The following is a 25,607-nucleotide window of genomic DNA, read 5'->3' as shown; positions in this document are numbered from 1 at the left end:
GAGTAATGGTCAAAAGTCGCGACGGCTTTTGATCCTCGTATTGTTGCATGTCGGCGCGCGATAACGGATAGTCACTTGGTTCAGTCGGTCCTGTTCTTTGCTCTCGGCTTTCTCTGCGCCGGCTTTCTGGCGCTGATGGTGGCTCCGGCCATCTGGCGACGGGCGGTCGCTCTGACGCGCAAACGCATCGAAGCCTCGATCCCGCTGACGCAAGCCGAAATTGGGGCCGACAAGGACCGGATCCGGGCGGAGTTCGCCATGGCGACGCGCCGCCTCGAGATGAACGTCAAGGCGCTGCGCGAGAAGTCGACCGAGCAGCTCATCGAGATCAATCGCGGCCGCGAGGCCCTGAAGGGGCTGGCGATGGAGCGCATGGACAAGAACCAGGTGCTCGATGAACTGGCTGCCAAGAACGCGGCGCTGCACCAGCGCGAGGATGAACTGCACCGGCTGTCCGAGCGGCTCAAGGAGACCGAACGCAAACTGGAGAAGCGCGCGCTTGAGCTTGAGAAGCTGGAACGCATGTATGACGACGCCAGCTTCTCCTCCAGCAGCCGCCAGATCGAACTTGTGGCGCGCGAATCCGAGTTGCAGAAGCTCGCCAGCGATATCGCGCTGCTGCGCGGCCAGCGCAAGGAGGCGGACAGGCGCAACCAGGAGATCGCGGCCGAAAGCAAGGCCGCGCGTGAGGCGCTGAAGGCCGAGAGGAAAAAAACCGCCGAACTGGACAAGAAAGTCGAACGGTTGCTCGCCGCGCTTGCCGACCGAGAGGAGAAGCTCGAACGCCGCGAGAAAGATCTGGCGCGGCAGCGCGAAAAAGCGAAGGCCGGGGACGGCGCCTCGGCCTTGCGGTTGATCGGCGGGCAGGTACAGGCGGACAGGCGCGACGACGTCGAAACGGCGATCGCCAGGCTCGACGCCGACCGTGAGCGGCTGGAGGCCAGACTGACGGCACTGGCACGCGAGAACAAGCGGCTGAAGGCGGATCTGTCCGCCGTCGAGGCCGCCAGCCCGCAGGGCGATACACGCCACGCAAGTTCCATGTTGCGCGAACAGATGAATGACCTGGCGGCGGAAGTCGTCAACTTGACAGCCAAGCTCGAAGGGCCGGGGTCGCCGATCGCCAAGGCGCTGGAGGCGCAGCAGGATGCGCGTTTGAACAGCGGCGGCCGCAGCCTTGCCGACCGCGTGCGGGCATTACAGAAGGCGGCTGCGGCAGATTGAATTCAGGCACCGCCGGCGCAGAAATGATGCAGGGCGATGGCGGATGCCGCCGCGACGTTCAGGCTGTCGAAGCCTTCCGACATGTTGATCCGAACAGTATTGAGACGGGCGAGCAGGTTTTCGGGCAGGCCTTGGCCCTCAGTCCCGAGGTAGAGTGCCAGGCGTTCGGCCGGTTTTGCATCGCGTATGTCTGATGTCCCGCGCGGCGACAGCGCAAATTGGGTAAAGCCACGCCGGTCGAGCGTCGCGGCGAACCGCGCGGTGTCGCTGAACGAGGCGAACGGGACCTTCAAGGCCGCGCCGACCGAAACGCGGATCGCCTTGCGATAGAGCGGATCGCAGCAGGTCGCATCCAAAAGGATCGCGTTGGCGCCGAACGCGGCGGCGTTGCGGAAAATCGAGCCCATGTTGTCATGGTTGGCGATGCCCACGAGCACCACGATCAATGCTCGGGCAGGCAAGCCGTCCAGCAGGGCCTCGGCCAGCTGGGGCGTCTCCTTGCGACCAATGGCAAGGATGCCGCGATGCATGTGAAACCCGGCAATGGCATCCATCACAGCTCCGGCGGCGACATAGACCGGCAGGTCAGGAGACGCCTTGTGCAGGATTTCTTCGAGGCCGGCCAAGCGGTTCTCCAGAACCAGCACCGATTCGGCGCGGAAGCGCGCGGCCGACAGTAGCATGTCGAGCACGACCTTGCCCTCGGCAATGAAGCGGCCCTGTCGACCGGCGAGGTCACGCTCGCGGATGTCGAGATAGGCGGCGACGCGCGGATCCCGCGGATCGTCGATGTGGACAAGGGTCATCTGAGCCTCGGCTGACAATCGGAATCGGTTGCCAAGAACATGATGCGCGGATGCAGTGTCAAAGTGTATTTGCGCGCCCAGGATGGACGCACATTGCCGAAGGCCGCTGGTGGCGTAAACGTTTACGCGCCCAGCCGTTCAAGTTCCGGCGCGACGCAGCCTTTGTGCCATCTGGGACAGATCATCCTTGCCGCTGCCGAAAATGCCGTCGAGCGTGGCAAGCAGTTCGCGCACGGCGTCGGATTTGCAGGAGTAGTAGATCATCTGGCGGTCGCGGCGGGTGTCCACAAGGTCCAGCGCCCGCAACTTTGCCAAATGCTGCGACAGGGCGGACTGGCTGAGCATCACCTTCTCGGCGATGGCTCCGACCGACATTTCACCGTCGATCAGATAACTCATGATCAAAAGCCGTTTTTCATTGCCCATCAGCATCAGAAATTCGGCCGCCGATCCAGCGTTGGCGATTAGCTTTGTCGAGATCATCGATCCCCCATGCTCTTTGCTCATCGAGGCACCATGGGGGCAATGGTGCCTGAATCCATAAACTCAGTTGTGAATGGTCGCCAACGAGTCAGCGCCACAGCCAAAGGGTAGAACATTTCATTCAAATCTCAAGCGTTGCTTTTGATCAAACGTAATTTAAGTGCGGTTATTTGGCGACGTTGCCGCCCGGCCGCTCTTGGCCATGTCGACCAAGACGTGCCTCAACTCATGCGCTGTGGCCAAGGGCTGCGGAAAGAAGACCCTGCCGGCATCGTCGCCAGAGGCCAGATCCATGCCGTCGGCATCGAACCCGGCGATGACCCAGCCGTCGCCGGATGCCCGGGCAAAATGATGCGCGTAGAGGGCGACGGCGTCGAGATGATCCGCATTCATGTGGTCGATCGCGGATTGCTCGCTGGCTGCCAGTTCCTCGACGATCGGCCCGTCGGCGATGAGATCGGTGCGATCAAGCAGGTAGGCCTTGCCGAAGCCGCCGTTCAGGCTGGCGCGCTGCGGTTCGAGACGAAAGATCGAAAAGTCGCCGAGGCCGGCATAGAGGCTGGCCTTCGGATTGTGGTTGAGATAGCGGCGTTCGGCGCGTGCATGCGCGTCCGATCCGCGCTCGATCCGCGCTGCCCGGCAGATCAGCGTCAACCGGGGATGCGCGAGCGGGTCGCCCTTGCCCGGCTCGCCGAGCAGCAGCGAACAGCGCGGGTCCGCAAGTATGGCGGGCGTATGGGCCGAAAGCTGCGACACCAGGATCAGCGGCGTGCCGTCGATGTCGGTGGCGACGCCGACCCGACTCGCCAGCGGCGAACCCGTTTGCGGCTCCAACACCGCCAAGGCGCCGAAGCGGGCGCGGCGCATGAGTGTCTTGGCCTGCCGGATCGCCTCGGCGTCGGTCTCGCGGATCACGTCCTTCGTTCGATCGGCCAAAATGCTCGCCCTGCTAAGTTGATTTGGCTATTCCACTTATCAGACGATGGCGCCAGGCTGGCAAGTGCTACTTCGGAGCCATGCGAATGGCGCCATCGAGACGAATGGTCTCGCCGTTGAGCATCTGGTTCTCGATGATGTGCAAGGCAAGGGCCGCATATTCCGACGGCTCGCCGAGGCGCGAGGGGAAGGGCACCGCGGCGCCCAGCGAATCCTGCACCTCCTGCGGCATGCCGGCCATCATCGGCGTCCTGAATATGCCGGGTGCGATGGTGCAGACCCGGATGCCGGAACGGGCAAGATCGCGCGCCACCGGCAGCGTCATGCCGACGACCCCGCCCTTTGATGCCGAATACGCGGCCTGGCCGATCTGGCCGTCATAGGCGGCGACGGATGCGGTGTTGACGACGACGCCGCGCTCGCCGCCCTGCAGCGGGTCGAGCTTTGCGGCGCGGTCGGCGACGAGGCGGATCATGTTGAAAGTGCCGATCAGATTGACTTCGATCACCTTGCGGTACTGATCGAGCGGATGGGGACCATCCTTGCCGATCGTCTTCACGCCGATGGCAATGCCGGCGCAATTGACCAGGATGCGCGGTTCGCCCAGCTTGGCCGCGACCTCGGCAAGCGCGGCAACACCGCTGTCGGCGCTGCCGACATCGCATTGGACGGCGATGCCGCCGATCTCGGCCGCCACCTTGGCCGCCCGATCGACGCCGACATCCAAGATGGCGACGCGGGCGCCCCTGGCGGCCAGCGCGCGCGCCGTCGCCTCGCCAAGGCCGGAGCCGCCGCCGGTAACAACCGCGACCTCGCCGTTTGGATTCATGGCGTCATCCTTTCACATGAGAGTCAGGCGTGGATCAGGCGCGCAATCGGCGCGAATGGTCAAGCCATCGCGGCAAAGTGCTCGGCGACCCTGGCCTGGTCGGCATGGCAGACCTCGCCCGTGAGCCTTGCAACCGCGCCCGGCATGATCTCGTGCGACAGCAGCCTGTCGAGCTCGACGGGGCGTGGCATCGATATCTGGCCGCGCGGGATACGCTTGAAGCCGAGCGGTCCATAATAGGGCTCGTCGCCGACCAGCATGACGGCGGGCGCTCGGGCCTTGGCGGCCGCTTCCAGCGCGATCGCCACCAGCCGGCGGCCGATGCCGAGATTCTTGAAGGCCGGCCGCACCGCGAGCGGCCCGAGCATCAGCGCGCGTCCGGCGCCTGCGGCGATGCGGGTCATGCGAACTGATGCGACCACGAGATCGCCGTCCATGGCGACGAAGGACAGCGCGCGTTCATGCCCGCCGGCCTCGCGGATCTTGTAGGCGGCCAGCACAAAACGGCCGGGCCCGAAGGCTTCGTCATTGATGGCTTCGATCTGAGGGTCATGCGCCGGAGTTTCCGGCAGGTATTCTACGTCGGCAAGGCTCATGGTCTTTGCGTTCCGGCACAGGAGGAAAGGTTTGCTGCAAACGGCAGCATTCGCCAATCAGCGCTTTATCAAGCGTGGGCGCCCTTTCGTCGTCGGTCGAACCGGATCAAAGCAAAATCGAACATGCGGAGTGTCCGCTAGCATCAATTTCCCGCCGCTGCAATCGGCGGTTTTGCAGGTAGAGAGCAACGGGCGCCGCGACGTGCTTGACGATCTGTTCAGCGCCCGGCGATTCCATGCAACGACTTGGAGCCCTACATGATGTTCTAGACAGGAAAGGACAAGCGATGGGATTGCTGGTCGAAGGCAAATGGCAGGACCGCTGGTACGACACCAAAGGCAGCGGCGGCAAATTCGTGCGGGCGCAGTCGCAATGGCGCGACTGGATCACTCGTGACGGGGCGCCTGCCGAAGGCCGCGGCCGCGGCCGCGGCTTCAAGGCGGAGCCCGGTCGCTATCACCTCTATGTCTCGCTTGCCTGTCCCTGGGCGCACCGAACGCTGATCTTCCGGGCGCTGAAGAAGCTTGAAGGCATCATCTCCGTGTCGGTCGTCCATCATTTCATGGGCGCCGATGGCTGGACGTTCCTGGCGCAGGACGGAGCCACAGGTGACACGCTCTATGGCCTGGACTTCCTGCACCAGATCTACACCAGGGCCGACCCTAACTATTCCGGCCGGGTCACGGTGCCGGTGCTGTGGGATAAAAGGGATGAGACCATCGTCTCCAACGAATCCTCCGAAATCATCCGGATGCTGAATTCAGTTTTCGACGCTTGGGGTGACGCCAACCTCGACTTCTATCCGCAGGCGCTACGCGGCGAGATCGACGCGGTCAATGCGCTGGTCTATCCCGCCATCAACAACGGCGTCTATCGCGCTGGCTTCGCCACCACGCAGGCCGCCTACGAGCAAGCGTTCGGGGAGTTGTTCGCCGCGCTCGACACGCTGGAGCATCGGCTGTCGAATCAGCGCTATCTCGTCGGCGAGCGGATCACCGAAGCCGACTGGCGGCTGTTCACCACGCTGGTGCGCTTCGACCCGGTCTATGTCGGCCATTTCAAATGCAATCGGCGCCGCATCGCCGACTATCCCAACCTGTCGAACTATCTGCGCGACCTTTACCAGGTGCCCGGCGTAGCCGGCACGGTGAACCTCCATCATATCAAGTCGCACTATTACGGCAGCCACGAAATGATCAACCCGACGCGTATAGTGCCTGTGGGGCCGGAAATTAACTACGGCGCGGGGCATGACAGGGCACGGTTCGCCAAGGCGGCTGCCTGAACTACCAATAGGGTGATGGCGGCTTCCCGCCAAAAACCTCGGCGATGCGCCGCAGCGTTGCCGGCGTCGTGCCCTGGGGCAAACGGTCGAGCGGAAAGAAACCGGCCTCGGCGATCTCGCGGTCCGGCAGTTTCGGGGCTGTCTGGCTGAATTTTTCGATCAGGTACAGGCCGACATGGTCGCGGCGGCTGGCGCGGCGGTTGAAATGCATCGAGCGCAGCACCGGCGGAGCGGTCAGCGTGATATTGCCCTCTTCCGCCAGTTCGCGCGCCAGCGCTTCGGCCATCGTCTCGCCGATCTCGACTCCGCCACCGGGAAGCTGCCAGCCCGGCACATAGGTGTGGCGGATGAGGAAGAGGGAGTTGGATGCCGTTTCGTGGATGAGCCCGCGCACGCCAAGCGTCATTGGCCGCCGCAGCACGAAGTAGAGATGGAACAGCCTGGCTCGCAGCCCCGGCCAGCCGGTCTGGCGCAAAGTGCTCTCGGGATCGGTCGTCATCAGTCGCGAAACCGTGGGTGGAAAGCCGCGTGCGCGTCGCCTATGAAGGAGAAATGTTCAGGCTCGCACATATTTCCGATATCCATTTGGGGCCACTCCCTGAAGTAACCTATCGCGATCTCGCCTCCAAGCGGGTGCTGGGCTACGTCAACTGGCAGCGCAACCGTCGCCGGCACATGCACGATGCCGTCATCGACACCATCGTGGCCGATATCAAGGCCAGCGCGCCCGATCACCTCGCGGTCACCGGGGACCTCGTCAACCTGGCACTCGACGGCGAGATCGAGATGGCCAAGCACTGGCTGGAGACGCTCGGCTCGCCGCATGACGTGTCGGTGGTGCCGGGAAATCACGATGCCTATGTGCCTGGCGCCTTCGACAAGGTGTGCCGGTCCTGGGCGGCATGGATGACGGGCGACGGCGTCAACAGTCCGGTCGATCGCAATTCGTTTCCCTATCTGCGCGTGCGCGGCAATGTCGCGTTGATCGGCATCACCACGGCGCGTGCGACGGCACCCTTCATGGCCAACGGCTTCTTCATGGAAGGCCAGGCCGAGCGGCTGCGCAAAATGCTCGATGCGACGGCGAAGCAAGGGTTGTTCCGTGCGATCATGATCCATCATCCGCCGGTGCGGGGCGCCGTCCCGCAGCACAAGCGGCTGTTCGGCATCGCCCGCTTCCACAAAATCATTCGCCGGCACGGTGCCGAGCTCGTCCTGCATGGCCATTCACATCTGCCGTCGCTGTTTCAGATCGGCCCGCGCGACGCCAAGGTCCCGGTGGTTGGCGTCGCCGCGGCCGGCCAGGCTCCCGGCGGCAAGCCTCCGGCGGCGCAGTACAATCTGTTCGACATAGACGGTGAAAAAGGCGATTGGCGCATCCGCCTGACGCGGCGCGGCTTGACGGGGCCGGCGATACCACCTTCGGATCTGCAGACGCTCGAGCTCGGGGCGCAACCGGCTATGGCCGCAAGCTGAGCCCCAGCGCCACGATACGGTCCCAGAACAGCACGATCGAAACCGCCAGTCCCACCAGCGCGCCTGCGGCGATCAGGCCAAGGCCGGACAGGACGGCCGACCAGCCCTTGCTGCGCGGCGGCGATCGCAAAGGCGGCTCGGCTTCCGGCACCACGTGCCGCTTCATCCCGGGAACGGCAGCCTCGACGCCACCCTCCATCATTCTCTGACGTTCGACGATCCGCTCGGCGACATAGCGCGTCACGGAATCGGCAACCGGCTTCATCTCGCTCGATTCGGCCAGCACCACACGGCCGATGCGGGTGTCCTTCAGGAAACGGTAGGTGCGGCGGTCGCGTCCCATGGCGACATGGCTGACGGCGTCGATCCACAGGCGCGGCTGCAGACCGGACGAGACGACGAAGTCGAAACTGTCCATGTCGGCGGGAACGTCGGCAAAAACGGGCGCGAGTTCGGTGGCAAGAAGGTCGAGCCGCATGCGATGCGCCTCGCGCATGTCGACGACGACGTCGTCGCGATCGGCAAAGGCATTCTTTACATCGCGAATGGCATCGGACAATTTTCTCGACGGGTCGATGATCTTTTCGCCTGCATCCTTCATGGGCGTGGCCTCGCGGGTTTGGTTAACATGGAGTTAACACAGCCGCCGGCAAAATGCACTGGCGAGATCAATGCATCAAGGGTCGCCGTTGGCGGCGCAGACGGAAGAAGTCAGCTGGCCGCGGCGGACAGTTTCACCCGTTGCGGCCCGACGCGGCGATTGCTGTTGCGGCGAATGATCTCGGCGATCAGGTCGGGCGCTTCCTCGGCCAGCATATGGCCGGCCTCCAGCACATGGTGCACATGGAAGCGCTCCGGCGGGTTATCCACTTGGGTAAAAGGTAGAACGGCGTCATCCGATCCCCACGCCACCATCACCGGCATGTTCAGCGCATCGAGCCGCTCGCGCGGGATGACGCCCTGTCGATCGCTCCTGGTCATGGCGGCCGCGATCTCGACGAGCTTTTCGGTTTGTCCGGGGCGGCCGCGCATTTCGCAAAGCAATTCGGCCATGCGACGCGAGGGCGCGGCTCGAGGGCCGGACATTTCGGCGAGGCAGGCCTGGACTTCGGCCAGGTCCTGCGCGCGGGCAAAGCGGCGCAACAACGGTCCATTGATTTCGGGGCCAAAACCGCCCGGCGCCAGGAGCGTCAGCGAGGCGACTTTTGCCGGCTCCGCCAACGCCATCAGCGCGGCAACCGCGCCGCCCATCGAATGGCCGACGAGGTGGACGCGCTTGATCGCGCGTGCGGAGAGGTCGGCAAGGATGGCGTTTGCCGCGACCTTGGCCGGTCCGGCCGACGGAAAGTCGAGCGACAGGCCGTGTCCCGGCAGATCATAGGCCAATGTGCGTACGGAACGCGGCAGCAAGGAGATCACCTCGCGCCAGACATCGTGGCTGCCGCCAAAACCATGCAGCAGGACGATGGTCTTCGAACCCACACCCCGTTCGTCGGCATAAAGTGATGAAGTCATGAAAGATTGAGGCTTTATTCGAGAAGGCGCGATGGAAATGTGGCTGAATTGCTCCTAGTCCAGAGCATTCGCCAGTAAAATTTTCGCGATTAGGCGATTGGCCGAACAGCGAGCCGGCTGCTGGTGGATGCCGCTCCCAAAAGCGACCTCGATTTGGGCGAACGACACGCACGAGCAAAAAGACCTAAGGCGTGTCGCATGAATCCGTTTCGACGCGAAACGCTTTTGGGCCTTTCACTATTCGATGGACTCGCTGTCCGCTTTAAGTCCTCATTTCACGCAACTCCGGAAGGGAACCCGGCACTAGCTGCCCTGGAATGGCTCACATCTAGCTCGCGTTGAAGAGCCCGGCGGCACGCAAGGCGTCGACCAGCCGCTCGGTCAGATCGGCGGGATATTTTCTGTCGATGAAGGTTGCGCGCGGATTGGCGGCGAATTTCGGAAATTCGGTTATCAGCTCATCAAGCAGCCTTCGTGCCTGGTTGTCCCGACCGGCGATCTTGGCGCCGATCAGACGGGCGGCGAGATAGTGCGATTTCGCCGCAGTGGTTCTCAGAGCGCTGCTGGCTATCGCTGCCTTGCTGGTATCGCCCAGCATTAATTCTCCGGCGAAAAGCCCAAAGTCCCACCAGGTCGGGTGGCCGCTCGAGGCATCCACGGCATGCGCCAGAAGAGGTGTTCCTTCGGCGTACCGGCCGGCGAAAACCAGCCCGTAGCCATAGGCGGCGGCCATGGCGAGATCGTAGGGGTTAAGATCATGGGCCTTGCGCATCCATCGCAGGGCCTCGTCGGCATTGCCGAGGCGCGAATTGATGTAGCCGTAGGAGCGATGTGCGTACGGGCTGGTCGGCCCCATCTGCACGGCGCGATGGGCAAACGTCATCGCCTTCTCGATCGTTGCGTCCGGCGGGTAGGCGTAGTGGTCGGTCACGGCCTCCAAATGCAATGAGGCGAGTTCCGAATAAACCAGTGACGATTTCGCGCCACTGTTGGCAAGGGCTTCGAGGCAACGATAGGCGGTCTCGTGAGTCCTGGCGTTCTGGTCGAGATAGTATTTGTCGTTGAGCAGCAGGCACTGCGTCAGGCCGGTCTCCGCGCCGGACTGCTCGATGTAATTGTAGATGGTGCCAGAAGCGGGAAGTGCCGCACTGAGAATGCCGGATATGCGATCCTCGACTACGGTTGGTGCGCTGTCGGCGGCGGTCAGGTTGCGCGACAACAGCACCCGTCCGGACGCCAAGCTTTGCAGTTCGATGGTAACGTCGCCCGCGTCTGGTCCAGGCAGGATATCGAAAATGAAACTCGTCGCATCGGCGACCGGATCGGCTTTGTCGGTGTTGCGACCGATGAAGTCGATCGTATCAAAGCCGCTCAGGCCGGCACGCAGCGATGCGGCGACGCGACTGGCATTGGGAGTGTTGGCCCTGAGGGCGATGTAGACGAGCGGCAGCGCTTCGACCATGGGCGACGGCGTGATGCTGCCGGTTTCGCCGGCGGTCTCGGACGTTGCCGGGATGTCGCCTCCCGCCAGCAAGGCACCGCCGCCCTGGCGCAGGATCAGAACGCCCAACATGGCGATAACCACGGCGATCGCGATCCAGAAGAACCTGAGATGGCGCGTCACCGAGAGGCCCGCCGCAGGAACCTGGCCGAGCAAGGCCGCCATGGGTGCGGCATCATCGGCGGCACCGGACTGTTCGGGCAGGCTGGCTGTCGGCTCTGCGTGACTGGCGGCTTCCGCTGCTTGCGGCAGGCGGATGGCATTGAGTTCGTAGGCCGGGACGTAACCGCCGCGCGGAATGGCTATGCGGACCGGCTCGGCAATGCCTTCATTGGCGAAATAATGTTGCAGCAGTTCGCGCAGGCGGCCCGCCTGCACCCGCACGACGGCATCGGTGGACGGATCGAAATCGCCGTCCTTGCCGAAAACATCCATGGCGATGGAAAAGCCCTTGAGCCTGTCGGCTTCCCCGGCCTGCTCGCGCTCGACGAGATAGCGAAGCAATTTGCGCGCGCGCTCGGATCTCCCGAACGTTTCGCTGGCAAGCAGTCGCTCCAGTGTCTCGCGCACTGCGGGGGCGGCAGGCGTGGCATGCTGCAAGTGTCGATCCTCTCGAAGTCGGCACAGGTTGAGGCGCGATCATATCGTTACCGCACCACCGTACAAGCATACACGTATTATGCGATCACGTACCACACCGGATAATTTCCCGGTGGTTAATGACACAAAAGTCGGGACCAATCGCTAAACGACGATGGTCCCGAAGTCGTTCCAGGCCTGTATCAACCGGCTCTTTTGCCGATAATCCGGTTGGCGGCGGACACCACGGCCTCCAGCGAGGCAGCGACGATGTTGGTGTTGATGCCTGCGCCGAACAGCTTGCCGTCAGGATATTCCATCTCGACATAGGAAATGGCCGAGGCGTTCGAACCGCGCTGCATCGAGTGCTCGGAATAGTCGAGCACCGACATATCGACGCCGACATGACGCGACAGCGCATCGACGAAGCCGTCGATCGGGCCTGTGCCTGTGCCTGATATCGTCATCTCCTTGCCGTCGTCGAGAATGACGGCCTCGACAACGCGCCGGCCCTTTACCTCGGTGTCCGGATAGGTGTGGTGATCGAGGAATTTCAGCCTGGCGCCCGGCTGGTCGACATAGGTATCGAGGAAGCGCTCATAGATGCGCCTGGCCGGCACTTCCTTGCCTTCGGCATCGGTGATCGCCTGGATTGCCTGGCTAAACTCGATCTGCAGGTTGCGCGGCAGGTTGAGCCCGTAATCCGCCTGCAGCACATAGGCGATGCCGCCCTTGCCGGACTGCGAGTTGATGCGGATGATGGCTTCGTAGCTGCGGCCGACGTCGGCCGGGTCGATCGGCAGGTAGGGAACCTCCCACACTGGCGTGTTGGCCTTCTTCAGCGCCTTCATACCCTTGTTGATGGCATCCTGGTGCGAGCCGGAAAAGGCGGTGTAGACGAGTTCGCCCACATAGGGATGGCGCTCGGGAATCTTCAGCTGGTTCGAATATTCGTAGACATCCTTCATCCGGTTGATGTCGGAGCAGTCCAGCTTCGGATCGACGCCTTGCGTGTACATGTTGAGCGCCAGCGTGACGATGTCGACATTGCCGGTGCGCTCGCCATTGCCGAACAGCGTGCCTTCGACGCGATCGGCGCCGGCCATCAGGCCGAGCTCGGTGGTGGCGATGCCGGTGCCACGGTCATTATGCGGGTGCAGCGAAATGATCAGGTTCTCGCGCCTGTCGAGATTGCGGCACATCCACTCGATGCGGTCGGCATAGATATTGGGCGTCGACATCTCGACGGTCGACGGCAGGTTGATGATGAGCTTGTTGTCAGGCGTCGGCTTCACGATCTCGGTGACCGCGTTGCAGATCTCCAGCGCCACCTCGAGCTCGGTGCCGGTGAAGCTTTCGGGCGAGTATTCGAAACGGTAGCCGCCGCCGGCACCCGCTGCCATGTCGGTGATCATCTTGGCGGCATCGGTGGCGATGCGCTTGATGCCGGCGACGTCCTTCTCGAAGACGACGCGGCGCTGCAACTCGCTGGTCGAATTGTAGAAATGCACGATCGGGTTGGTGGCGCCCCTGAGCGCTTCGAAGGTGCGGGTGATCAGTTCGGGCCGGCACTGCACCAGCACCTGCAGCGAAACGTCGGCCGGTACGCTGCCCTCTTCGATGCACCAGCGGGCGAAGTCGAAATCGGTCTGCGAGGCCGAAGGAAAACCGATCTCGATCTCCTTGAAACCCATGTCGAGCAGCAGCGCGAACATGCGCGCCTTGCGTTCGTGGCCCATCGGGTCGATCAGCGCCTGGTTGCCGTCGCGCAGGTCGACCGAGCACCAGATTGGCGCCTTGTCGATCACTTTCGAGGGCCAGGTCCGGTCGGTGAGGCCGACGATTGGGTAGGGTTGGTACTTGCGGGCGGCGTCCGGCATGCCGCCGTTCTGCTGGCCCGCCGGGGCCTCGCTTACGCGGATTTCTTCTCGTGCGTTCATCGTCGTTTCTCCCGGCGACCCTCGAATCCGCCTTCAGGCGGATGGGTGGCGAGTGGCGCCTTTACCAGTTTTTCGTTCGCTTGATGTGACTGCCAAGGAGCATGCGCTTGCGCGGCGGCTCGACCGCCGGGCGCTCCTTCAGCGAACCCGGCGATCGCCGATAAGGCCGAGAAGAAGCAGCGTCGAGGCAAGCGCGCGCACGGTCTCGCCGGCAAAGCCGGTCTGACGGGAAGCGGTGGTGGCGCGCGTGTTCATGGCGGCTTTCATACAGGAGCGGCCAGCCGGAGGCAAGCCGTACCGAAAGCCATGCCGACAGCCGGGCGCGTGCCGGGCCACGTTCCGTCTGACGTCGTCGCCGACGTGCGTGCCCTTCCAACAGGCCGAGGCCGGACCTGGCCGCCAACGGGACGTAGCGGTTCAATATATAAGATGACTTATGTATTCAAGTTTCTGTGGAAACTTCGGAACGTCTATGGCATGCCGCTGCCGGCGCGGCCCTCCTGCGGCCGATTGCTTCAAACCGTTTCGAAAGACGCGAACGATGGACCAACTGCGAGCGCAAACCCGGATCAGCGATGCGGCGATCAGGTCGGTGATGGACCGGCTGCGCACCGAGCACAGCGAATTCGAGGTCGAGACCGGTGTTGCCGATCGATGGGAACTTCGCCTGTACTACGGTTCGCTGAGCGCGGCACTCGAGGGCGACTCCATGCTGATCCGCGTCTCGGCCGTAGACGAAACCTGCCTGTCCTACATGAAGATGACGGTCGCCGGCCACGTCGCGCAGCATCTCGGAACGACGAGCGGACTGCGCTGGCAAGGCGACGGCAGCGACACCGGCACCCCGATCTTCTTCCGCGAAATCACGGTGGTGTCGTCAAAGCGGATTTCTCCGCATATGCAGCGCCTGCGCTTTGCAGGCGATGATCTTGGCCGGTTTACTCATGGCGGCCTGCACATCCGGCTGCTGCTGCCGCCGCGGGGCAGGCCGCCCGTTTGGCCTTCGATGGGCGCCGACGGCCTGCTTGTGTGGCCTGCCGGTGAGGATGCGCTCACCGTGCGCATCTACACGATCCGGGCGGTGGATCCGACAAGCGGTTGGCTCGATGTCGATTTCGTGCTGCACCCCGGCTATGACACGCCCGCCGCCACATTCGCGCAGAACGCGGTGGCGGGAGACGTCATCGGCATGATCGGGCCAAGCGGCGGCGAGACGCCGACGGCGCCGACCCTGCTGCTGGTCGGCGACGACACAGCGCTGCCGGCAATTGGCCGGATTCTGGAGGAACTGCGGCCATCAACCCGCGTCGAGGCGCTCATCGAGGTCGATGGCCCGGACGACCGCATCGCGCTGGCGCAAGGCGACAACATCGAAATCACCTGGCTTTACCGGCACGACCGCGCGGCCGGCACCGCCGGCCTGCTGGCGGCCGCCCTGCGCGAGCGCAGCCACATGGCGCTTGCCGATAACCTCTACGTCTGGGCCGGATGCGAGTTCACGGACTTCCGCGAGATCCGCAAGATCGTGCGCAAGGCGTGGGGCCTGGGCCGCGACCGGCACCTGGTAACGGCCTATTGGCGTCGCGACGCGCAGGCCGAGGGCGACGACGAGGATTAGGATCGATCCATAAGTATGCCGGCAGCCGGGGCGGAGCAGCCTATTCCTTCACCGCGCGCGCTACCAGCCGCGCGATGCTCGGGCCGACAAGCAGGACGATCAGGAAACGCGCCGACTGGAGCGCCATGATGAAGGAGATGTCGACGTTCTGGGCGGCGGCGGCGATGATGGCGACGCTGTCCATGCCGCCGGGGCTGGTCGCGAGATAGGCGGTCAGCGGATCGATGCCGAGCAGATGGCTGATCATGAAGGCGAGGCCGCCGCAAAAGGCGATCAGAGCCACGATCGAAGCGACGATCTGCGGCAGGGCACGTGTCGCATGGCGCAGGATCGGCCTTGTGAAGTTCAGCCCGATCGACCATCCGACCATGGCGTAACTGACAGCCAGCAGCCAAGGCGGCAATTGCATCGGCACGCCGAGGCCAAGGTGGATCACCGCGCCGAAGATGAAGGTGCCCAGAAAGGAGGGCGAAGGCAACCGGCAAAGCCTTCCCGCCAGCCCGCCAACCAGCGCGATGCCAATGGTTGCTGCTAAGGCTTGGGCATCGATCGGCGGAAACCAGATAATCGGCGGGATTTCGACGCCTGACGTGTCGACCCACATCTTGGCGACAATGGCCGCCGTCATCGAGACGAAGATGACACGCAGATACTGCATGAAGGCGACGAGGCGCTGGTCGGCGCCGAAGGCGCCGGCCATCAGCACCATTGCGGTGGCCGCGCCTGGGGAGGATCCCCAGACGGCGGTCGTGCCGGGCAGGATGCGCCACCGGCTGATCAGCCAGCCGAGCAGGCTGGACGCCGCGACGGTGGCTGTCACTGCGCCGAGGAACAGCGGCCATTCGGCATAGAAGACGCGAAAAATGTCGGCCGAGATCGAAGCGGCGATGAGGCAGCCGACGATCGCCTGGGCGGAGCCGAACAGAAGCCGCGGCACGCGCACGGTAGCGCCGTTGGTGCCGGCGACGATGGCCGCCAGCATCGGCCCGATGAGCAGCGCCGCCGGCAGCGCGGCCAGTTCGAGCGCACCGGCAAACAGCACGGAAATGACGAGGAGGGCCAGCCATTGCCAAGGCTTGCGCATGCGCGCCATGCGCTCGACGGCCGGCTGGCCCGGAAATGGCTGCTTGGGCGAGGAATCCATGTTCTGGTCTTAGACTGAGCGGTAAGGGATGCGAACCCCCGCTGCATCGAAAAGCGATCGCCTCAGATGTCTGTGCCGAACAGTTGCTAGATCTCTCCACCGCTCATGCGATCGAAACGGTCGGACACCGAAAACTGACCAGCCATAAAGCCAACCCGTCGCGATTGTACCGATTGATCCATAGGAATGACCTTGACCAATGACTTGCCAGCCTTGGCGATAATGAAAGGTTCGCCGTTGGCGGCTCGCTGAACGAGACGTGAAAGATTGGCCTTCGCATCGCTAATGTTTACGATCTGCGTCGAGTCGTCCACCCGGATCAGCCCGTCTTGTCGTCAGCCAATCCAAAGCCGCCGACGGGGTTGGTTTCCACCTGGAACTCGAAGCCGGCGATGAAGGGCCTCGCTTTGGCGATGGCCGCCTGGACTTCGGGAAGCTGCAGCGAGGCTTTGTGGCTTGCCTGGTCAGTCCACACTTCTGTGACCCAGATGGCATCGGCATCGGCCGGGTCGGTGGCAACGATATAGCTCAGGCAGCCGGGCAGGGCGCCGGTGCTGGCGCGCAGGACGTCCATGACAGCGTCGCGCTGGCCGCGGGCCGCCCGCATCTTGCCGATCAGACCGTACATCCCTTCGTCTCCCTTCAGCGTTTTCGACAAGAGTATACCGTTCGTCAGTATGCAGGTCGCGGCTCAAGGCATCAACTGGCCACCATTCACCTCGATCACCTGGCCGGTGATGTAGCCGCTCAACAGATCGGAGGAGAGGAACAGATAAGCCCCGACGCAATCTTCAGCCGTGCCGGCGCGCCCCTGCGGAATGGTGGCAACCATGCCCCTGATCTGCTCTTCGGTCGAGTAGCGTTCGTGGAACGGCGTGAGGATGGTGCCGGGTGCCACCGCGTTGACGCGAATGCCGAAGCCGATCAGTTCCTTGGCCATGCCGCGCGTGACGTTGGAGACGAAAGCCTTGGCCGAGCCGTAGAGCCCGGCGCCACCGCCCGCACCGTTGCGCGCGGCGATGGACGAGGTGTTGACGATGAAGCCGCCTTGTCTCTTCAACCACGGCATCGCCTTGCGCGACGCGGTCAGCACCGAACGCGCGTTGAGATCCATCACCGCGTCGTAATGCGCCTCTGTCTGCTCGGCGTAGGGCACGCGGCCGAGCATGCCGCCGGCATTGTTGACCAGCCCGTCGAGGCGGCCGAAATGCTGCGCGCTGTCCTCGACGACGCGTTCGACGTCGGCGGCCAGAGAAAAATCGCCCTGGACGAGAAACACCTCGCCGCCATTGTCGCGAATGGCTTTGCCAAGTTTCTCGGCGGCGTCACGGCTGGAATTGTAGTGCAGTGCGACCAGACATTTCTGCGCCGCATAAGCCAAGGCGAGCGCCGCGCCGATGCCGGTCGAGGCGCCGGTGACCAGCACCGCCTTGCCGGCGAGATCGGGAATGACAAGCCCGAGGGGAGTGGTTGTCGCTGGCACTGTCGTTTCTCCGGGATTTTCGCGGTTCTTAGCTGGTCTTGCTACCCTTGCATTCAGTCCATGCAGCTTCAAGGCCTGAGATAGGCATAGCCCTGGCTTTGCAGTTCGGCGAGCTTGACGACGCCGCCACTGTCGGCCGCATGAAAACCGTCGAGCAGGTCGGCGAGCGAAATATCCATGCCGTGCATGGTGTTGGCGCAGGCATGCGGATCGAGCCCTTGCTGGATGAGACCGGTGAAACGACCGGAGACCGCCGCCGATATGCCCTTCGACTTGAAACCGGCAAGAGCCGGACCATGGACGACCAGCGCGATATCGACATTGCCGCCGGTGCCTTCGTAATGGTTCTTGATGTTGCCCAGCACGAAATTGACCTTGTCGAGGTCACTGAGATGATAGGCGACCTTCAATCTCGTGGCCTCGGTGGCCGCGGCTTGCGCCACCCGCAGTCCAATCAGCGTGCCGGCTCCGACGAGAATCGCGCGGAACATGTCGCGTCGACGCATGGCGATGGTTCCCCCCGGGTTGACAGATGGCCGCGAATTGCGTGGCCGCGACGCCGAGTGTAGCATAAATCGGCGTCGCGTCCTGCCGATGCGGAGGGTCACATGGCGTTCGAACAGAGACTGGCAAGCGTCCTGTCCGGAGCGGCCTTGTTGAGCCTGCTGGGCGCGACGGCTTTCGCCGACGAGGCGGCCAAGCTCACCGAACTCAGTCCCAACGGTCAGGACGCCTGTTTCGGCCGCATCTACGATGCCAACCACCTCAAGGCGCATCCGGAGCAGAAGGTGGCCCGGATCTTCTTCTACTACGGCCATGATCCGGTCAGCAGGCCGAACGAGGAACCGGCCGCGAATGCCGGCACGTCCTACAATGGCTTCGTCACCACCACGGTGCGTGGCGCCAAGGCTCCGGAATGGGCCGGCGGCTGGTGTAGGCACCAATCCGAGGATGGCGCATCAAACCCGATCCATTGCGGCATGGAATGCGACCGCACGCTGGCGTCGCTGAAAGTCGACCACAAGGGCCGGCTGATCCTTTCGGACCTGCAGCCCGATATCTATCTCGATGCCGGTTCCGAGGAGGAACTCGGCACGACTGAATACAACAGGCAGGCGCTGGGGTCGCGGGACGACAATTTCCGCCTCGACCCGATGCCGGCAGCGACCTGCAAGGCGGAGTTCGCCCGCATCGACCCGATCGACCCAGCGATGGGTCCGCCGCTGCGCGACCGGCTGAAGCCCGACCAGGCCTTCTGCTACGGACGCGACTACGATGCCGCGCATTTCGGTTCGCATCCCGACCAACTGACCCAGTCGATCCGCGTGTTCCGTGGGCCGGTCGAACTGGCTTCATTCGCGGCGGGCGGCGACCTTGCCAATTGGCCTGACGGCGCCGACATCGCCGTTTCGGTCACGACGCGGCAAAAGTCGGGCAAGGTCACGCAGGCGTATTCCTGCCAGGGCGAGGCCGACCAGTGGCGCTGCGCGGCGAGTTCGAAGATGAGCGATTTCTCCTGCGATATCACGCAGAAGGAGATTTTCCTCAAGCGCGGCGCCAACGGCATGATGATGCTGGCCAATCCCAACAACAGCCTGGCAATCGTCGATTTCTGTTCACAGGCAGCCGACGGCAAGACGAAGTCGGACGACAAGATCTACCGGCTGGAACCGATGCCGCAATCGGCTTGCGCGCCTTAAGCGGAGCCCTGGTTAGGTCAGCACGAAGGGATATATCTTTGCTATATCTCATTTGAGGATAGCACGATGAACAAAGCGAAAGTGTTCTGGTCAGGCAGGTCCTAAGCCGTGCGCCTGCCGAAGGAGTTCCGTTTCGACACAGAGGAGGTCTCGATACGCCGTCACGGGCAAACCGTCATCTTGGAACCGCTTGCGCAGGACTGGGCGTGGCTCGACCAAGTGATTGGACTGCTTGATGATGATTTCGCCCAGGCAGCACTGGAACGTCAGGACGGGCAGGATCGACCTGCCTTGGAAGACGTCTTCAAGTGATCTACCTGCTCGACACCAATGCTGTCATCGCGGTCATGAAGGGGCGATGAGGGTCTGCTTGCCTGCTGAAACGGCATAGGCCGCAGGACTTTGCCGTCTCGCCTATTGTGTCGAAAATTTGGCGCGTATCGAGCTCTGCAGTTTCCTGTGCTCGAATTCGATCGGGAAGATGCGAGACATGCCGGAGGGCAACGCTTGCCACATTGGGAACTCCAATTGGTCCCTACGATGCGTTGACTGGTGGGCAGGCGCGCTCGCGGAATCTTACGCTGATGACCCGCAATATCCGGGACTTCGAGCGGATCAAAGCTCTGTCAATCGAGACGTGGTGAACTGCCTCACGCGAACGGCACCGCCGTCGTGCCCTTGGGCAGCTTGGCTTCATCATCGGGCTCGACATGGATGGTGACGCGCACGGAAGGGATTTCCGCCTGCAGCGAATCCTCGATGCGGTCGCAGATGACGTGGCTGGCGCCAACCGACATGTCGGCATCGACGACCAGATGGAATTCGATGAAGGTGGCGCGGCCGGCGATGCGTGTCTTGAGGTCGTGCACTTCGAGCGCGCCTTTGCAATTGGCCGAAATGATGTCGCGGATGCGCATGTGCTCCTGGGTATCGACGGCGCGGTCCATCAGCCCGTTCATCGACGAGCCGATAACATGCCAGCCCTGCCAAAGAATGTTGAGCGCGACGATCACGGCCAGCGCCGGATCGAGGATCTGCCATCCGGTCAGCACCGCGCCGACGAGGCCGGCGAAGACGCCGACCGAGGTCACGACGTCGGTCATGATGTGCTGGCCGTCGGCGACCAGTGCCGGCGATCTTGCGTTGCGCCCTGTACGGATCAGCGCCCAGGCCCAGAAAGCGTTGATGACCGTCGCCACACCGTTGACGGCAAGGCCTTCCCATGGCTGCTGGAGCGGGACGGGGTTGAGCCAGGATTGCCAGACCTCGTTCAGGATCAGGAGTGCCGCCACCACGATCAGCACGCCTTCCAGGACGGCCGAGAAATACTCGGCCTTGTGGTGGCCGAACGGATGGTCCTGGTCGGCTGGCTTGTAGCTCACCTGGATCGCCCAGAAAGCGGCGGCCGAGGCGATGACGTTGACGATCGATTCCAGCGCGTCCGAATAGAGTGCGACGGAACCGGTGATGTACCAGGCGGCAAGCTTGAGTGCGAGCACCACGCAAGCGACGACGATCGACCAGAAGGCAAGCCTTGCGACCTTTCGCCTGGTCGCGGCCTTCGCCGCGATCGCCGTCGTGTCCCGCGTTTCGACCATCGTCTCTAGGCGGCCTTGTCCTTGGCCTTGCGCGGCAGGTGGGCGACGATGTTCTCGATGATGCGCATGCCGGCATTGTGGCCGAGCGTCATGATCGATTCCGGATGAAATTGCACGGCGGCGATTGGCTCCTTGCGGTGCTCGAAGGCCATGATGACGCCGTCTTCGGTCTCGGCGGTGACCACGAAATCGTCGGGTAGCCGCACCGGATCGGCGAAGATCGAATGGTAACGGCCGACGGTGACTTCCTTGGGCAGGCCGGAGAAGATGATGCCGGGCTTGGAGACGCGAATGCGCGACGGCTTGCCGTGCATCGGCACATGCAGCTGCCGCAATTCGCCGCCATAGGCCTCGGCCAGCGCCTGCAGGCCGAGGCAGACGCCGAAGATCGGCAGCTCGCGGGCGCGCGCTCGTCCGATGGTGGCGGCGCAGTCGAAATCTTTGGGCGTGCCGGGACCAGGCGACAGCACGACGAGATCCGGCTTCAGCCGGTCGAAAACTTCTTCCGGCACGGGGGTGCGCACGGTCGAGACATTAGCGCCGGTCTGACGGAAGTAATTGGCCAGCGTGTGGACGAAGCTGTCTTCATGGTCGACGAGCAGGATGTTGACGCCGTCGCCGACGCGCGCGGTGGTGCGCTCGGTGCTGGCGGCATTGCCCGTCTTGGCGTCGCGGATGGCGGAGAGCATGGCGGAGGCCTTCAGTTCGGTTTCGGCTTCTTCTTCCTCGGGAATGCTGTCGAACAGTAATGTGGCGCCGGCACGCACCTCGGCAATGCCGTCCTTGATGCGGATGGTGCGCAGTGTCAGGCCGGTGTTCATGTCGCCGTTGAAATTGACCATGCCGATGGCGCCGCCATACCAGGCGCGCGGGCTCTTCTCGTTCTGCTCGATGAAGCGCATGGCCCATAGTTTCGGCGCGCCGGTAACGGTCACCGCCCAGGCGTGCGAGAGAAACGCGTCGAAGGCGTCCATGCCTTCGCGCAGCCTGCCCTCGATATGGTCAACCGTATGGATAAGCCGCGAATACATCTCGATCTGGCGGCGGCCGATGACGCGCACCGAACCCGGCTCGCAGACGCGCGACTTGTCGTTGCGGTCGACATCCGAGCACATTGTGAGCTCGGATTCATCCTTCTTGGAATTGAGCAGCTTCAGGATCTGCTCTGAGTCGGAAATGGCGTCGTCGCCACGCTTGATCGTGCCCGAGATCGGGCAGGTCTCGACACGGCGGCCGTTGACGCGCACGAACATTTCGGGCGAAGCGCCGATCAGGTATTCGCCTTCACCCAGATTGATGAAGAAGGAATAGGGCGAGGGGTTGATCGACTTCAGCTTGCGCGAAATATCGGAGGGTTGGGTCTCGCAGCGTTCGTAGAACATCTGCCCGGGTACGACCTCGAACAGGTCACCGCGCTTGAAGCTGTCCATCGCGCGGCGCACAAGATTGGCGTATTCGCCGGGTTCATGGTCGCCGCGCGGCGGGATACGGTCGGCGGTCTTGAACGGCTCGGCGATCTCGTCGCGCGGCAGGCCTTCGGTCGAAAAACCCTTGCCGGCGTAGTCATATCGATCGGTCCAGGCCTTGGCCGAATAATGATCGACGACCAGGATCTCGTCGGGCAGGAACAGCACGAGATCGCGCTGGCTTGGCTTGCGTTCGAGCTTGTAGTCGACCGGATCGAACTGGAAGGCGAGGTCGTAGCCGAAGGCGCCGTAAAGGCCGAGATTGGCGTCTTCGGCGGTCTTGAACAAGGCGGTGATGGCGCGCAGAACCGTGAAGACGGAAGGAACGCGGCTGCGTTCTTCTTCGGTGAAGACGCGGCCCGGCTTGGCGACGTCGAGGCGGATCAGCTTTTTCGACGCCTCGGCGATCGTGATCTCGGCGATATCGCCGAGCGTCTTGACGATGACCGGCAGAAGCACCTCGCCCCGCCGGTTCAGCGCCTCGATGCGGATGGACCGGCCACGCGCCGAGATCACCAAAGGCGGGTCGATGATGGCGGTGTCCCAACGCGTATAGCGGCCGGGATATTCATAGTTCGAAGAGAACACCGCGCCCCGGCGCGCATTCAGCCCGTCGACATAGGCGTCGATGGCGCCTTCATAGGGCCGGTCGTGGCGCTCGCGGGTGATGGTGATGCCACCCCCGGTCACAAAACTCTCTGCGCCGTTGTCCAGAACCTTCATCGTCATTGCCGTCTCCATCAGCTTCTTGGGCAACGGACCCGGGAATGGCTTGGAAAAAACAAATGGCCGCCCGGACATTCCGCTGCGGCCACCCTCTCTTTTCACGCGCACGCGTCGAACAGGCCGCTGTCAGCAGGCCCACCACCAAACGGTCTTGATCGAACGCATGTTCATGGCGATTCCCATAGCGGCGATTGAGCGACCGCGCAACTGGATTCGGTGGAGGCTCAATCTTCCAGTGTGCCGGACCTTGCGTCGGCGCTCTTCCTGTCGCCCACCAGTTTCAACAGATCCTCGCCGGCGCGGATGATACGGCGCGAGCGCCGGGTCAGGACGATGCCGGCCTGCGGCGCGAACACCTCGGTGCGGCCATCGGCTTCGCCCGGTGCGTGGACGATGACGGCAAGCCGCGTATCCTTGGCCACGCGGTCGCCGGGCTCCACGTCGTAAAGCACGGCACCTGCCCGGGGCGCCGGCATCATGTCGATGTTTTCGAGCGGTGCGACAACCCCGGTGAAGGCACCGGGTGAGGGCAGGGCCGGGTCGGCGACCACGCCGCGCGCCACCAGCAGCCGGTAGAGCCCCGCGGCGTCCGACGCCGCGAACGCGCCATCGACATCGAGGATGCCGCGATATTCGACCGTCGTGACGACGCGCCGGCCGAGCTTCGCCACATCGGCGGGAACGTTCTGATAGGGCATGATCGAGGCGCCCTCGAAAGTGCCGTCCGTGTCTTCACTCCACAGCACCACCGCCTCGACGCCCATGGCGGCGGCGCAGTCGGCCATTGCCGGCCACAGGCTGGTGTGGACATACAGGTAGGAAAGACCCTCGTCGTCGCAATGCAGGTCGAGCACGATGTCGTGGCCGAGTGAAAGCTGCACCAGTCTCGTCTTCAGCCGCTGGTCGGGCGTGCCGTGCGCGGTGTCGGGCAGGAGTGCCGTGTCGGGCGCGGCGAGCAGCGGAAAACCGCGGTTGAAGTTGGTGCGCGTGCCCAGATGAAAACGGCCCTGATGTTCGCCGAAATGATACTGGGCGCGGCCGATCGGATTGGCCCAGGGCACGATGGTGATGTCGCCCTTGATGCGCCCCTCCGCCTCGGCCCTGGCCAGCATCGGCATCAGTGCATCAATGGCGACGACTCCGGGCAGTTCGCCGGCATGGAGTGCTGCCTGCAGATAGGCCGAAGGCGCGGATTTGTCGGTTCCAGCGAAGCGAAACAGCGGGAATTCATAGGAAACGCCCTCGCTGTCGCCGGCTATGCGTTCGATCGATTTCTGCATGGTCTTTTCTCCGTCGAGAGGCGAGAAGGACATGCCTCTTCGATCGTGCGCTTGTCGATTGGTCCAGGCTGTCGCGCTATGGGCGCAAGCAGCTACTACGCGGCAGGCTGAAGAGCGACGGCCGGAGCGCGCCGGTCCAGTGCCTGCGAGGCAACGGCCACGGCGACCGCCAGCAGAGCGAGTGCCGCGCCCACCAGCGGCAGGTTGGCATAGGAAACGCCCCAGGAGAGCGCCACGCCGCCGATCCAGGCGCCGCTGGCGTTGCCGACATTGAAGGCGCCCTGGTTCAGCGTGGCGGCAAGGTTCGGTCCCTCGGAAGCGGCTTCCACGACACGGATCTGCAACGGCGGCACGACGACGAAGACGAGCATGCCCCACAGGAAGACGATGCCTATGGCGACACTGGCGATAGCGCCGAACTGCATGAAGCCGACAAACAGGACCGCCAGCAGCAGCAGCGTGCCGATGACCGTCGGCATCAGCTTCCAGTCGGCCAGCCGGCCGCCGATGATGTTGCCGATGGTCATGCCGGCGCCGAACAGCAAGAGCACCCAGGTGACCGCTGAAGTCGAGAGGCCGGACACGTCGGTGAGATAGGGTTTGATGTAGGTGAAGACGGCAAACAGGCTGGCTGAGGCGAGCGCCGCGATCAGCATGGCCAGCCACACCTGCAGCTTGCCGAGCACGCGCAATTCGCCGCGCAAGCCGTCGCCGCTTGGTTCAGTGACATCCGGCGGCACTAGCCAAGCGATCGCCGCGACCGAGATCAGCCCGATGCCGACCACCGCCAGGAAGGTGGCGCGCCAGCCGAAGGCTTCGCCAAGCGCCGTTCCGGCGGGAACGCCGAGGATGTTAGCCAGCGTCAGGCCGGCGAACATCAGCGCGATGGCGCTGGCACGCTTGTTGCGGGGCACCAGGCTGGCGGCGACGACCGAACCGATGCCGAAGAAGGCGCCGTGGCCGAAGGCGGTGAAGACGCGCGCGCCCATCAGCATCCAGTAATTGGGCGCGATGGCGCAGAGCAGGTTGCCGACGACGAACAGTGCGGCCAGTCCGACCAGCACCGGCTTGCGCGGCAGATGCGCGGTGGCCATCGCCACGATTGGCGCGCCGAAGACCACGCCCAGCGCATAGCCCGTGACCAGCAGCCCGGCCGCGGGAATGGTCACGCCAAGGTCGGCGGCGACCTCCGGCAGCAGACCCATGATGACGAATTCGGTGGTGCCGATGCAGAAGGACGCAATGGCAAGCGCAAGGATCGGCAAAGGCATGGGAGGTCCAGACTGAATCGGTTCAAATGGAAACTGCGCGAGCGCCCCATGGCGCACAAGCGCCATTGCAGCAATGCAGCAATGCAGAAAGCGGAGAGCAAAGAGGCACTGGCAGCGGTGCTTGTGCCGTGCCCTGCCGGGCTAGACGAC

The 25,607-nt window shown here is 63.6% G+C and carries 25 protein-coding genes; 6 read left to right on the top strand and 19 right to left on the bottom strand.

Going from position 1 to position 25,607, the window contains the following annotated elements; genetic code table 11:
* The first annotated feature begins 75 nt into the window (after positions 1–75).
* On the top strand, positions 76–1,224 hold the full coding sequence (locus tag FJ986_RS22180) for a hypothetical protein (RefSeq protein WP_140675641.1): 1,149 nt from the start codon (positions 76–78) through the stop codon (positions 1,222–1,224).
* Between the two features lie 2 nt (positions 1,225–1,226).
* Here the strand turns inward: FJ986_RS22180 and FJ986_RS22175 are convergent, their stop codons facing one another.
* The 5 genes from FJ986_RS22175 to FJ986_RS22155 form a co-directional block, all read right to left on the bottom strand.
* Positions 1,227–2,030: an RNA methyltransferase gene (locus tag FJ986_RS22175; protein WP_140675638.1), complete on the bottom strand. Its 804-nt coding sequence runs from the start codon at positions 2,028–2,030 to the stop codon at positions 1,227–1,229.
* A gap of 138 nt (positions 2,031–2,168) precedes the next feature.
* On the bottom strand, positions 2,169–2,513 hold the full coding sequence (locus tag FJ986_RS22170; protein ID WP_140496438.1) for a metalloregulator ArsR/SmtB family transcription factor: 345 nt from the start codon (positions 2,511–2,513) through the stop codon (positions 2,169–2,171).
* A gap of 156 nt (positions 2,514–2,669) precedes the next feature.
* Positions 2,670–3,449, bottom strand: a complete 780-nt coding sequence (locus FJ986_RS22165; RefSeq protein ID WP_140556152.1) for a HugZ family protein — start codon at positions 3,447–3,449, stop codon at positions 2,670–2,672.
* A gap of 67 nt (positions 3,450–3,516) precedes the next feature.
* On the bottom strand, positions 3,517–4,278 hold the full coding sequence (locus FJ986_RS22160; RefSeq protein WP_140564028.1) for a 3-hydroxyacyl-CoA dehydrogenase: 762 nt from the start codon (positions 4,276–4,278) through the stop codon (positions 3,517–3,519).
* Positions 4,279–4,337: 59 nt separating this feature from the next.
* Complete coding sequence (locus tag FJ986_RS22155) at positions 4,338–4,874, bottom strand: N-acetyltransferase (protein ID WP_140675635.1); 537 nt, start codon at positions 4,872–4,874, stop codon at positions 4,338–4,340.
* A gap of 287 nt (positions 4,875–5,161) precedes the next feature.
* Between FJ986_RS22155 and FJ986_RS22150 the strand changes: the two genes are divergently transcribed.
* Positions 5,162–6,160, top strand: coding sequence for a glutathione S-transferase family protein (locus FJ986_RS22150; RefSeq protein WP_140496093.1), 999 nt, complete (start codon positions 5,162–5,164; stop codon positions 6,158–6,160).
* Between the two features lies 1 nt (position 6,161).
* Here FJ986_RS22150 and FJ986_RS22145 read toward each other — a convergent pair whose 3' ends face one another.
* On the bottom strand, positions 6,162–6,659 hold the full coding sequence (locus FJ986_RS22145) for an NUDIX domain-containing protein (RefSeq protein ID WP_140496092.1): 498 nt from the start codon (positions 6,657–6,659) through the stop codon (positions 6,162–6,164).
* 53 nt (positions 6,660–6,712) lie between these two features.
* Between FJ986_RS22145 and FJ986_RS22140 the strand changes: the two genes are divergently transcribed.
* Positions 6,713–7,636 (top strand): metallophosphoesterase, encoded by a 924-nt coding sequence (locus FJ986_RS22140; protein ID WP_140639857.1) that lies wholly within the window; start codon positions 6,713–6,715, stop codon positions 7,634–7,636.
* Here the strand turns inward: FJ986_RS22140 and FJ986_RS22135 are convergent.
* From FJ986_RS22135 to leuA, 4 genes are all read right to left on the bottom strand, one after another.
* Entirely contained in the window at positions 7,620–8,237 is a 618-nt protein-coding gene (locus FJ986_RS22135; RefSeq protein WP_140496090.1) for a hypothetical protein, read from the bottom strand. The two genes, FJ986_RS22140 and FJ986_RS22135, sit on opposite strands and share 17 nt — an antisense overlap.
* A gap of 110 nt (positions 8,238–8,347) precedes the next feature.
* Positions 8,348–9,151 carry an alpha/beta fold hydrolase gene (locus tag FJ986_RS22130; RefSeq protein ID WP_140496089.1) on the bottom strand — a complete coding sequence of 268 codons (804 nt, stop codon included), beginning with the start codon at positions 9,149–9,151 and terminating at the stop codon, positions 8,348–8,350.
* Positions 9,152–9,479: 328 nt separating this feature from the next.
* Positions 9,480–11,252 (bottom strand): hypothetical protein, encoded by a 1,773-nt coding sequence (locus FJ986_RS22125; protein ID WP_140496088.1) that lies wholly within the window; start codon positions 11,250–11,252, stop codon positions 9,480–9,482.
* A 182-nt stretch (positions 11,253–11,434) separates the two neighbouring features.
* Positions 11,435–13,171, bottom strand: coding sequence for a 2-isopropylmalate synthase (gene leuA / locus FJ986_RS22120; RefSeq protein WP_140496087.1), 1,737 nt, complete (start codon positions 13,169–13,171; stop codon positions 11,435–11,437).
* Between the two features lie 541 nt (positions 13,172–13,712).
* Between leuA and FJ986_RS22110 the strand changes: the two genes are divergently transcribed.
* Complete coding sequence (locus tag FJ986_RS22110; protein WP_140675632.1) at positions 13,713–14,789, top strand: siderophore-interacting protein; 1,077 nt, start codon at positions 13,713–13,715, stop codon at positions 14,787–14,789.
* Positions 14,790–14,829: 40 nt separating this feature from the next.
* On the opposite strand, the gene FJ986_RS22105 is transcribed toward FJ986_RS22110, so the two are convergent.
* The 5 genes from FJ986_RS22105 to FJ986_RS22085 form a co-directional block, all read right to left on the bottom strand.
* Positions 14,830–15,933, bottom strand: a complete 1,104-nt coding sequence (locus FJ986_RS22105; protein ID WP_140675629.1) for an AbrB family transcriptional regulator — start codon at positions 15,931–15,933, stop codon at positions 14,830–14,832.
* Positions 15,934–16,019: 86 nt separating this feature from the next.
* Positions 16,020–16,247 (bottom strand): type II toxin-antitoxin system prevent-host-death family antitoxin, encoded by a 228-nt coding sequence (locus FJ986_RS22100; protein ID WP_140675627.1) that lies wholly within the window; start codon positions 16,245–16,247, stop codon positions 16,020–16,022.
* A gap of 5 nt (positions 16,248–16,252) precedes the next feature.
* Positions 16,253–16,561, bottom strand: coding sequence for a putative quinol monooxygenase (locus FJ986_RS22095; protein ID WP_140496083.1), 309 nt, complete (start codon positions 16,559–16,561; stop codon positions 16,253–16,255).
* A 63-nt stretch (positions 16,562–16,624) separates the two neighbouring features.
* Positions 16,625–17,416 (bottom strand): SDR family oxidoreductase, encoded by a 792-nt coding sequence (locus FJ986_RS22090; protein WP_140516976.1) that lies wholly within the window; start codon positions 17,414–17,416, stop codon positions 16,625–16,627.
* A gap of 68 nt (positions 17,417–17,484) precedes the next feature.
* Positions 17,485–17,922 (bottom strand): DsrE family protein, encoded by a 438-nt coding sequence (locus FJ986_RS22085; RefSeq protein WP_140675624.1) that lies wholly within the window; start codon positions 17,920–17,922, stop codon positions 17,485–17,487.
* A 102-nt stretch (positions 17,923–18,024) separates the two neighbouring features.
* Between FJ986_RS22085 and FJ986_RS22080 the strand changes: the two genes are divergently transcribed.
* Both FJ986_RS22080 and FJ986_RS22075 read left to right on the top strand, forming a co-directional pair.
* On the top strand, positions 18,025–19,116 hold the full coding sequence (locus FJ986_RS22080) for a hypothetical protein (RefSeq protein WP_140675621.1): 1,092 nt from the start codon (positions 18,025–18,027) through the stop codon (positions 19,114–19,116).
* Positions 19,117–19,224: 108 nt separating this feature from the next.
* Complete coding sequence (locus FJ986_RS22075; RefSeq protein WP_246678996.1) at positions 19,225–19,428, top strand: AbrB/MazE/SpoVT family DNA-binding domain-containing protein; 204 nt, start codon at positions 19,225–19,227, stop codon at positions 19,426–19,428.
* 338 nt (positions 19,429–19,766) lie between these two features.
* Here FJ986_RS22075 and FJ986_RS22065 read toward each other — a convergent pair whose 3' ends face one another.
* From FJ986_RS22065 to FJ986_RS22050, 4 genes are all read right to left on the bottom strand, one after another.
* The gene (locus FJ986_RS22065; protein WP_140631781.1) at positions 19,767–20,714 is read right to left on the bottom strand and encodes a cation diffusion facilitator family transporter; all 948 of its coding nucleotides are present in this window, start codon (positions 20,712–20,714) and stop codon (positions 19,767–19,769) included.
* A 5-nt stretch (positions 20,715–20,719) separates the two neighbouring features.
* Positions 20,720–22,909: an anthranilate synthase gene (locus tag FJ986_RS22060; protein WP_140675618.1), complete on the bottom strand. Its 2,190-nt coding sequence runs from the start codon at positions 22,907–22,909 to the stop codon at positions 20,720–20,722.
* A 221-nt stretch (positions 22,910–23,130) separates the two neighbouring features.
* The gene (locus FJ986_RS22055) at positions 23,131–24,186 is read right to left on the bottom strand and encodes a succinylglutamate desuccinylase/aspartoacylase family protein (RefSeq protein WP_140657054.1); all 1,056 of its coding nucleotides are present in this window, start codon (positions 24,184–24,186) and stop codon (positions 23,131–23,133) included.
* 95 nt (positions 24,187–24,281) lie between these two features.
* Complete coding sequence (locus FJ986_RS22050) at positions 24,282–25,457, bottom strand: MFS transporter (RefSeq protein WP_140675615.1); 1,176 nt, start codon at positions 25,455–25,457, stop codon at positions 24,282–24,284.
* Positions 25,458–25,607: the final 150 nt, after the last annotated feature.

Source organism: Mesorhizobium sp. B1-1-1 (genome assembly GCF_006442955.1).
Taxonomy (GTDB): Bacteria; Pseudomonadota; Alphaproteobacteria; order Rhizobiales; family Rhizobiaceae; genus Mesorhizobium.
Note: the sequence above shows the minus strand (reverse complement) of the source record. Positions and strands in the feature narration are given on the sequence as shown.

Bases quoted from the DNA above. Each gene is read 5' to 3' on its own strand.
- FJ986_RS22155 (WP_140675635.1), bottom strand. From the start codon at position 4,874: ATGAGCCTTGCCGACGTAGAATACCTGCCGGAAACTCCGGCGCATGAC.
- FJ986_RS22110 (WP_140675632.1), top strand. From the start codon at position 13,713: ATGGACCAACTGCGAGCGCAAACCCGGATCAGCGATGCGGCGATCAGG.
- FJ986_RS22150 (WP_140496093.1), top strand. From the start codon at position 5,162: ATGGGATTGCTGGTCGAAGGCAAATGGCAGGACCGCTGGTACGACACC.
- FJ986_RS22140 (WP_140639857.1), top strand. From the start codon at position 6,713: ATGTTCAGGCTCGCACATATTTCCGATATCCATTTGGGGCCACTCCCT.
- FJ986_RS22175 (WP_140675638.1), bottom strand. From the start codon at position 2,030: ATGACCCTTGTCCACATCGACGATCCGCGGGATCCGCGCGTCGCCGCC.
- FJ986_RS22055 (WP_140657054.1), bottom strand. From the start codon at position 24,186: ATGCAGAAATCGATCGAACGCATAGCCGGCGACAGCGAGGGCGTTTCC.
- FJ986_RS22095 (WP_140496083.1), bottom strand. From the start codon at position 16,561: ATGTACGGTCTGATCGGCAAGATGCGGGCGGCCCGCGGCCAGCGCGAC.
- FJ986_RS22130 (WP_140496089.1), bottom strand. From the start codon at position 9,151: ATGACTTCATCACTTTATGCCGACGAACGGGGTGTGGGTTCGAAGACC.
- FJ986_RS22060 (WP_140675618.1), bottom strand. From the start codon at position 22,909: ATGACGATGAAGGTTCTGGACAACGGCGCAGAGAGTTTTGTGACCGGG.
- FJ986_RS22085 (WP_140675624.1), bottom strand. From the start codon at position 17,922: ATGCGTCGACGCGACATGTTCCGCGCGATTCTCGTCGGAGCCGGCACG.
- FJ986_RS22050 (WP_140675615.1), bottom strand. From the start codon at position 25,457: ATGCCTTTGCCGATCCTTGCGCTTGCCATTGCGTCCTTCTGCATCGGC.
- FJ986_RS22065 (WP_140631781.1), bottom strand. From the start codon at position 20,714: ATGGTCGAAACGCGGGACACGACGGCGATCGCGGCGAAGGCCGCGACC.
- FJ986_RS22080 (WP_140675621.1), top strand. From the start codon at position 18,025: ATGGCGTTCGAACAGAGACTGGCAAGCGTCCTGTCCGGAGCGGCCTTG.
- FJ986_RS22170 (WP_140496438.1), bottom strand. From the start codon at position 2,513: ATGATCTCGACAAAGCTAATCGCCAACGCTGGATCGGCGGCCGAATTT.
- FJ986_RS22135 (WP_140496090.1), bottom strand. From the start codon at position 8,237: ATGAAGGATGCAGGCGAAAAGATCATCGACCCGTCGAGAAAATTGTCC.
- FJ986_RS22105 (WP_140675629.1), bottom strand. From the start codon at position 15,933: ATGGATTCCTCGCCCAAGCAGCCATTTCCGGGCCAGCCGGCCGTCGAG.
- leuA (WP_140496087.1), bottom strand. From the start codon at position 13,171: ATGAACGCACGAGAAGAAATCCGCGTAAGCGAGGCCCCGGCGGGCCAG.
- FJ986_RS22145 (WP_140496092.1), bottom strand. From the start codon at position 6,659: ATGACGACCGATCCCGAGAGCACTTTGCGCCAGACCGGCTGGCCGGGG.
- FJ986_RS22160 (WP_140564028.1), bottom strand. From the start codon at position 4,278: ATGAATCCAAACGGCGAGGTCGCGGTTGTTACCGGCGGCGGCTCCGGC.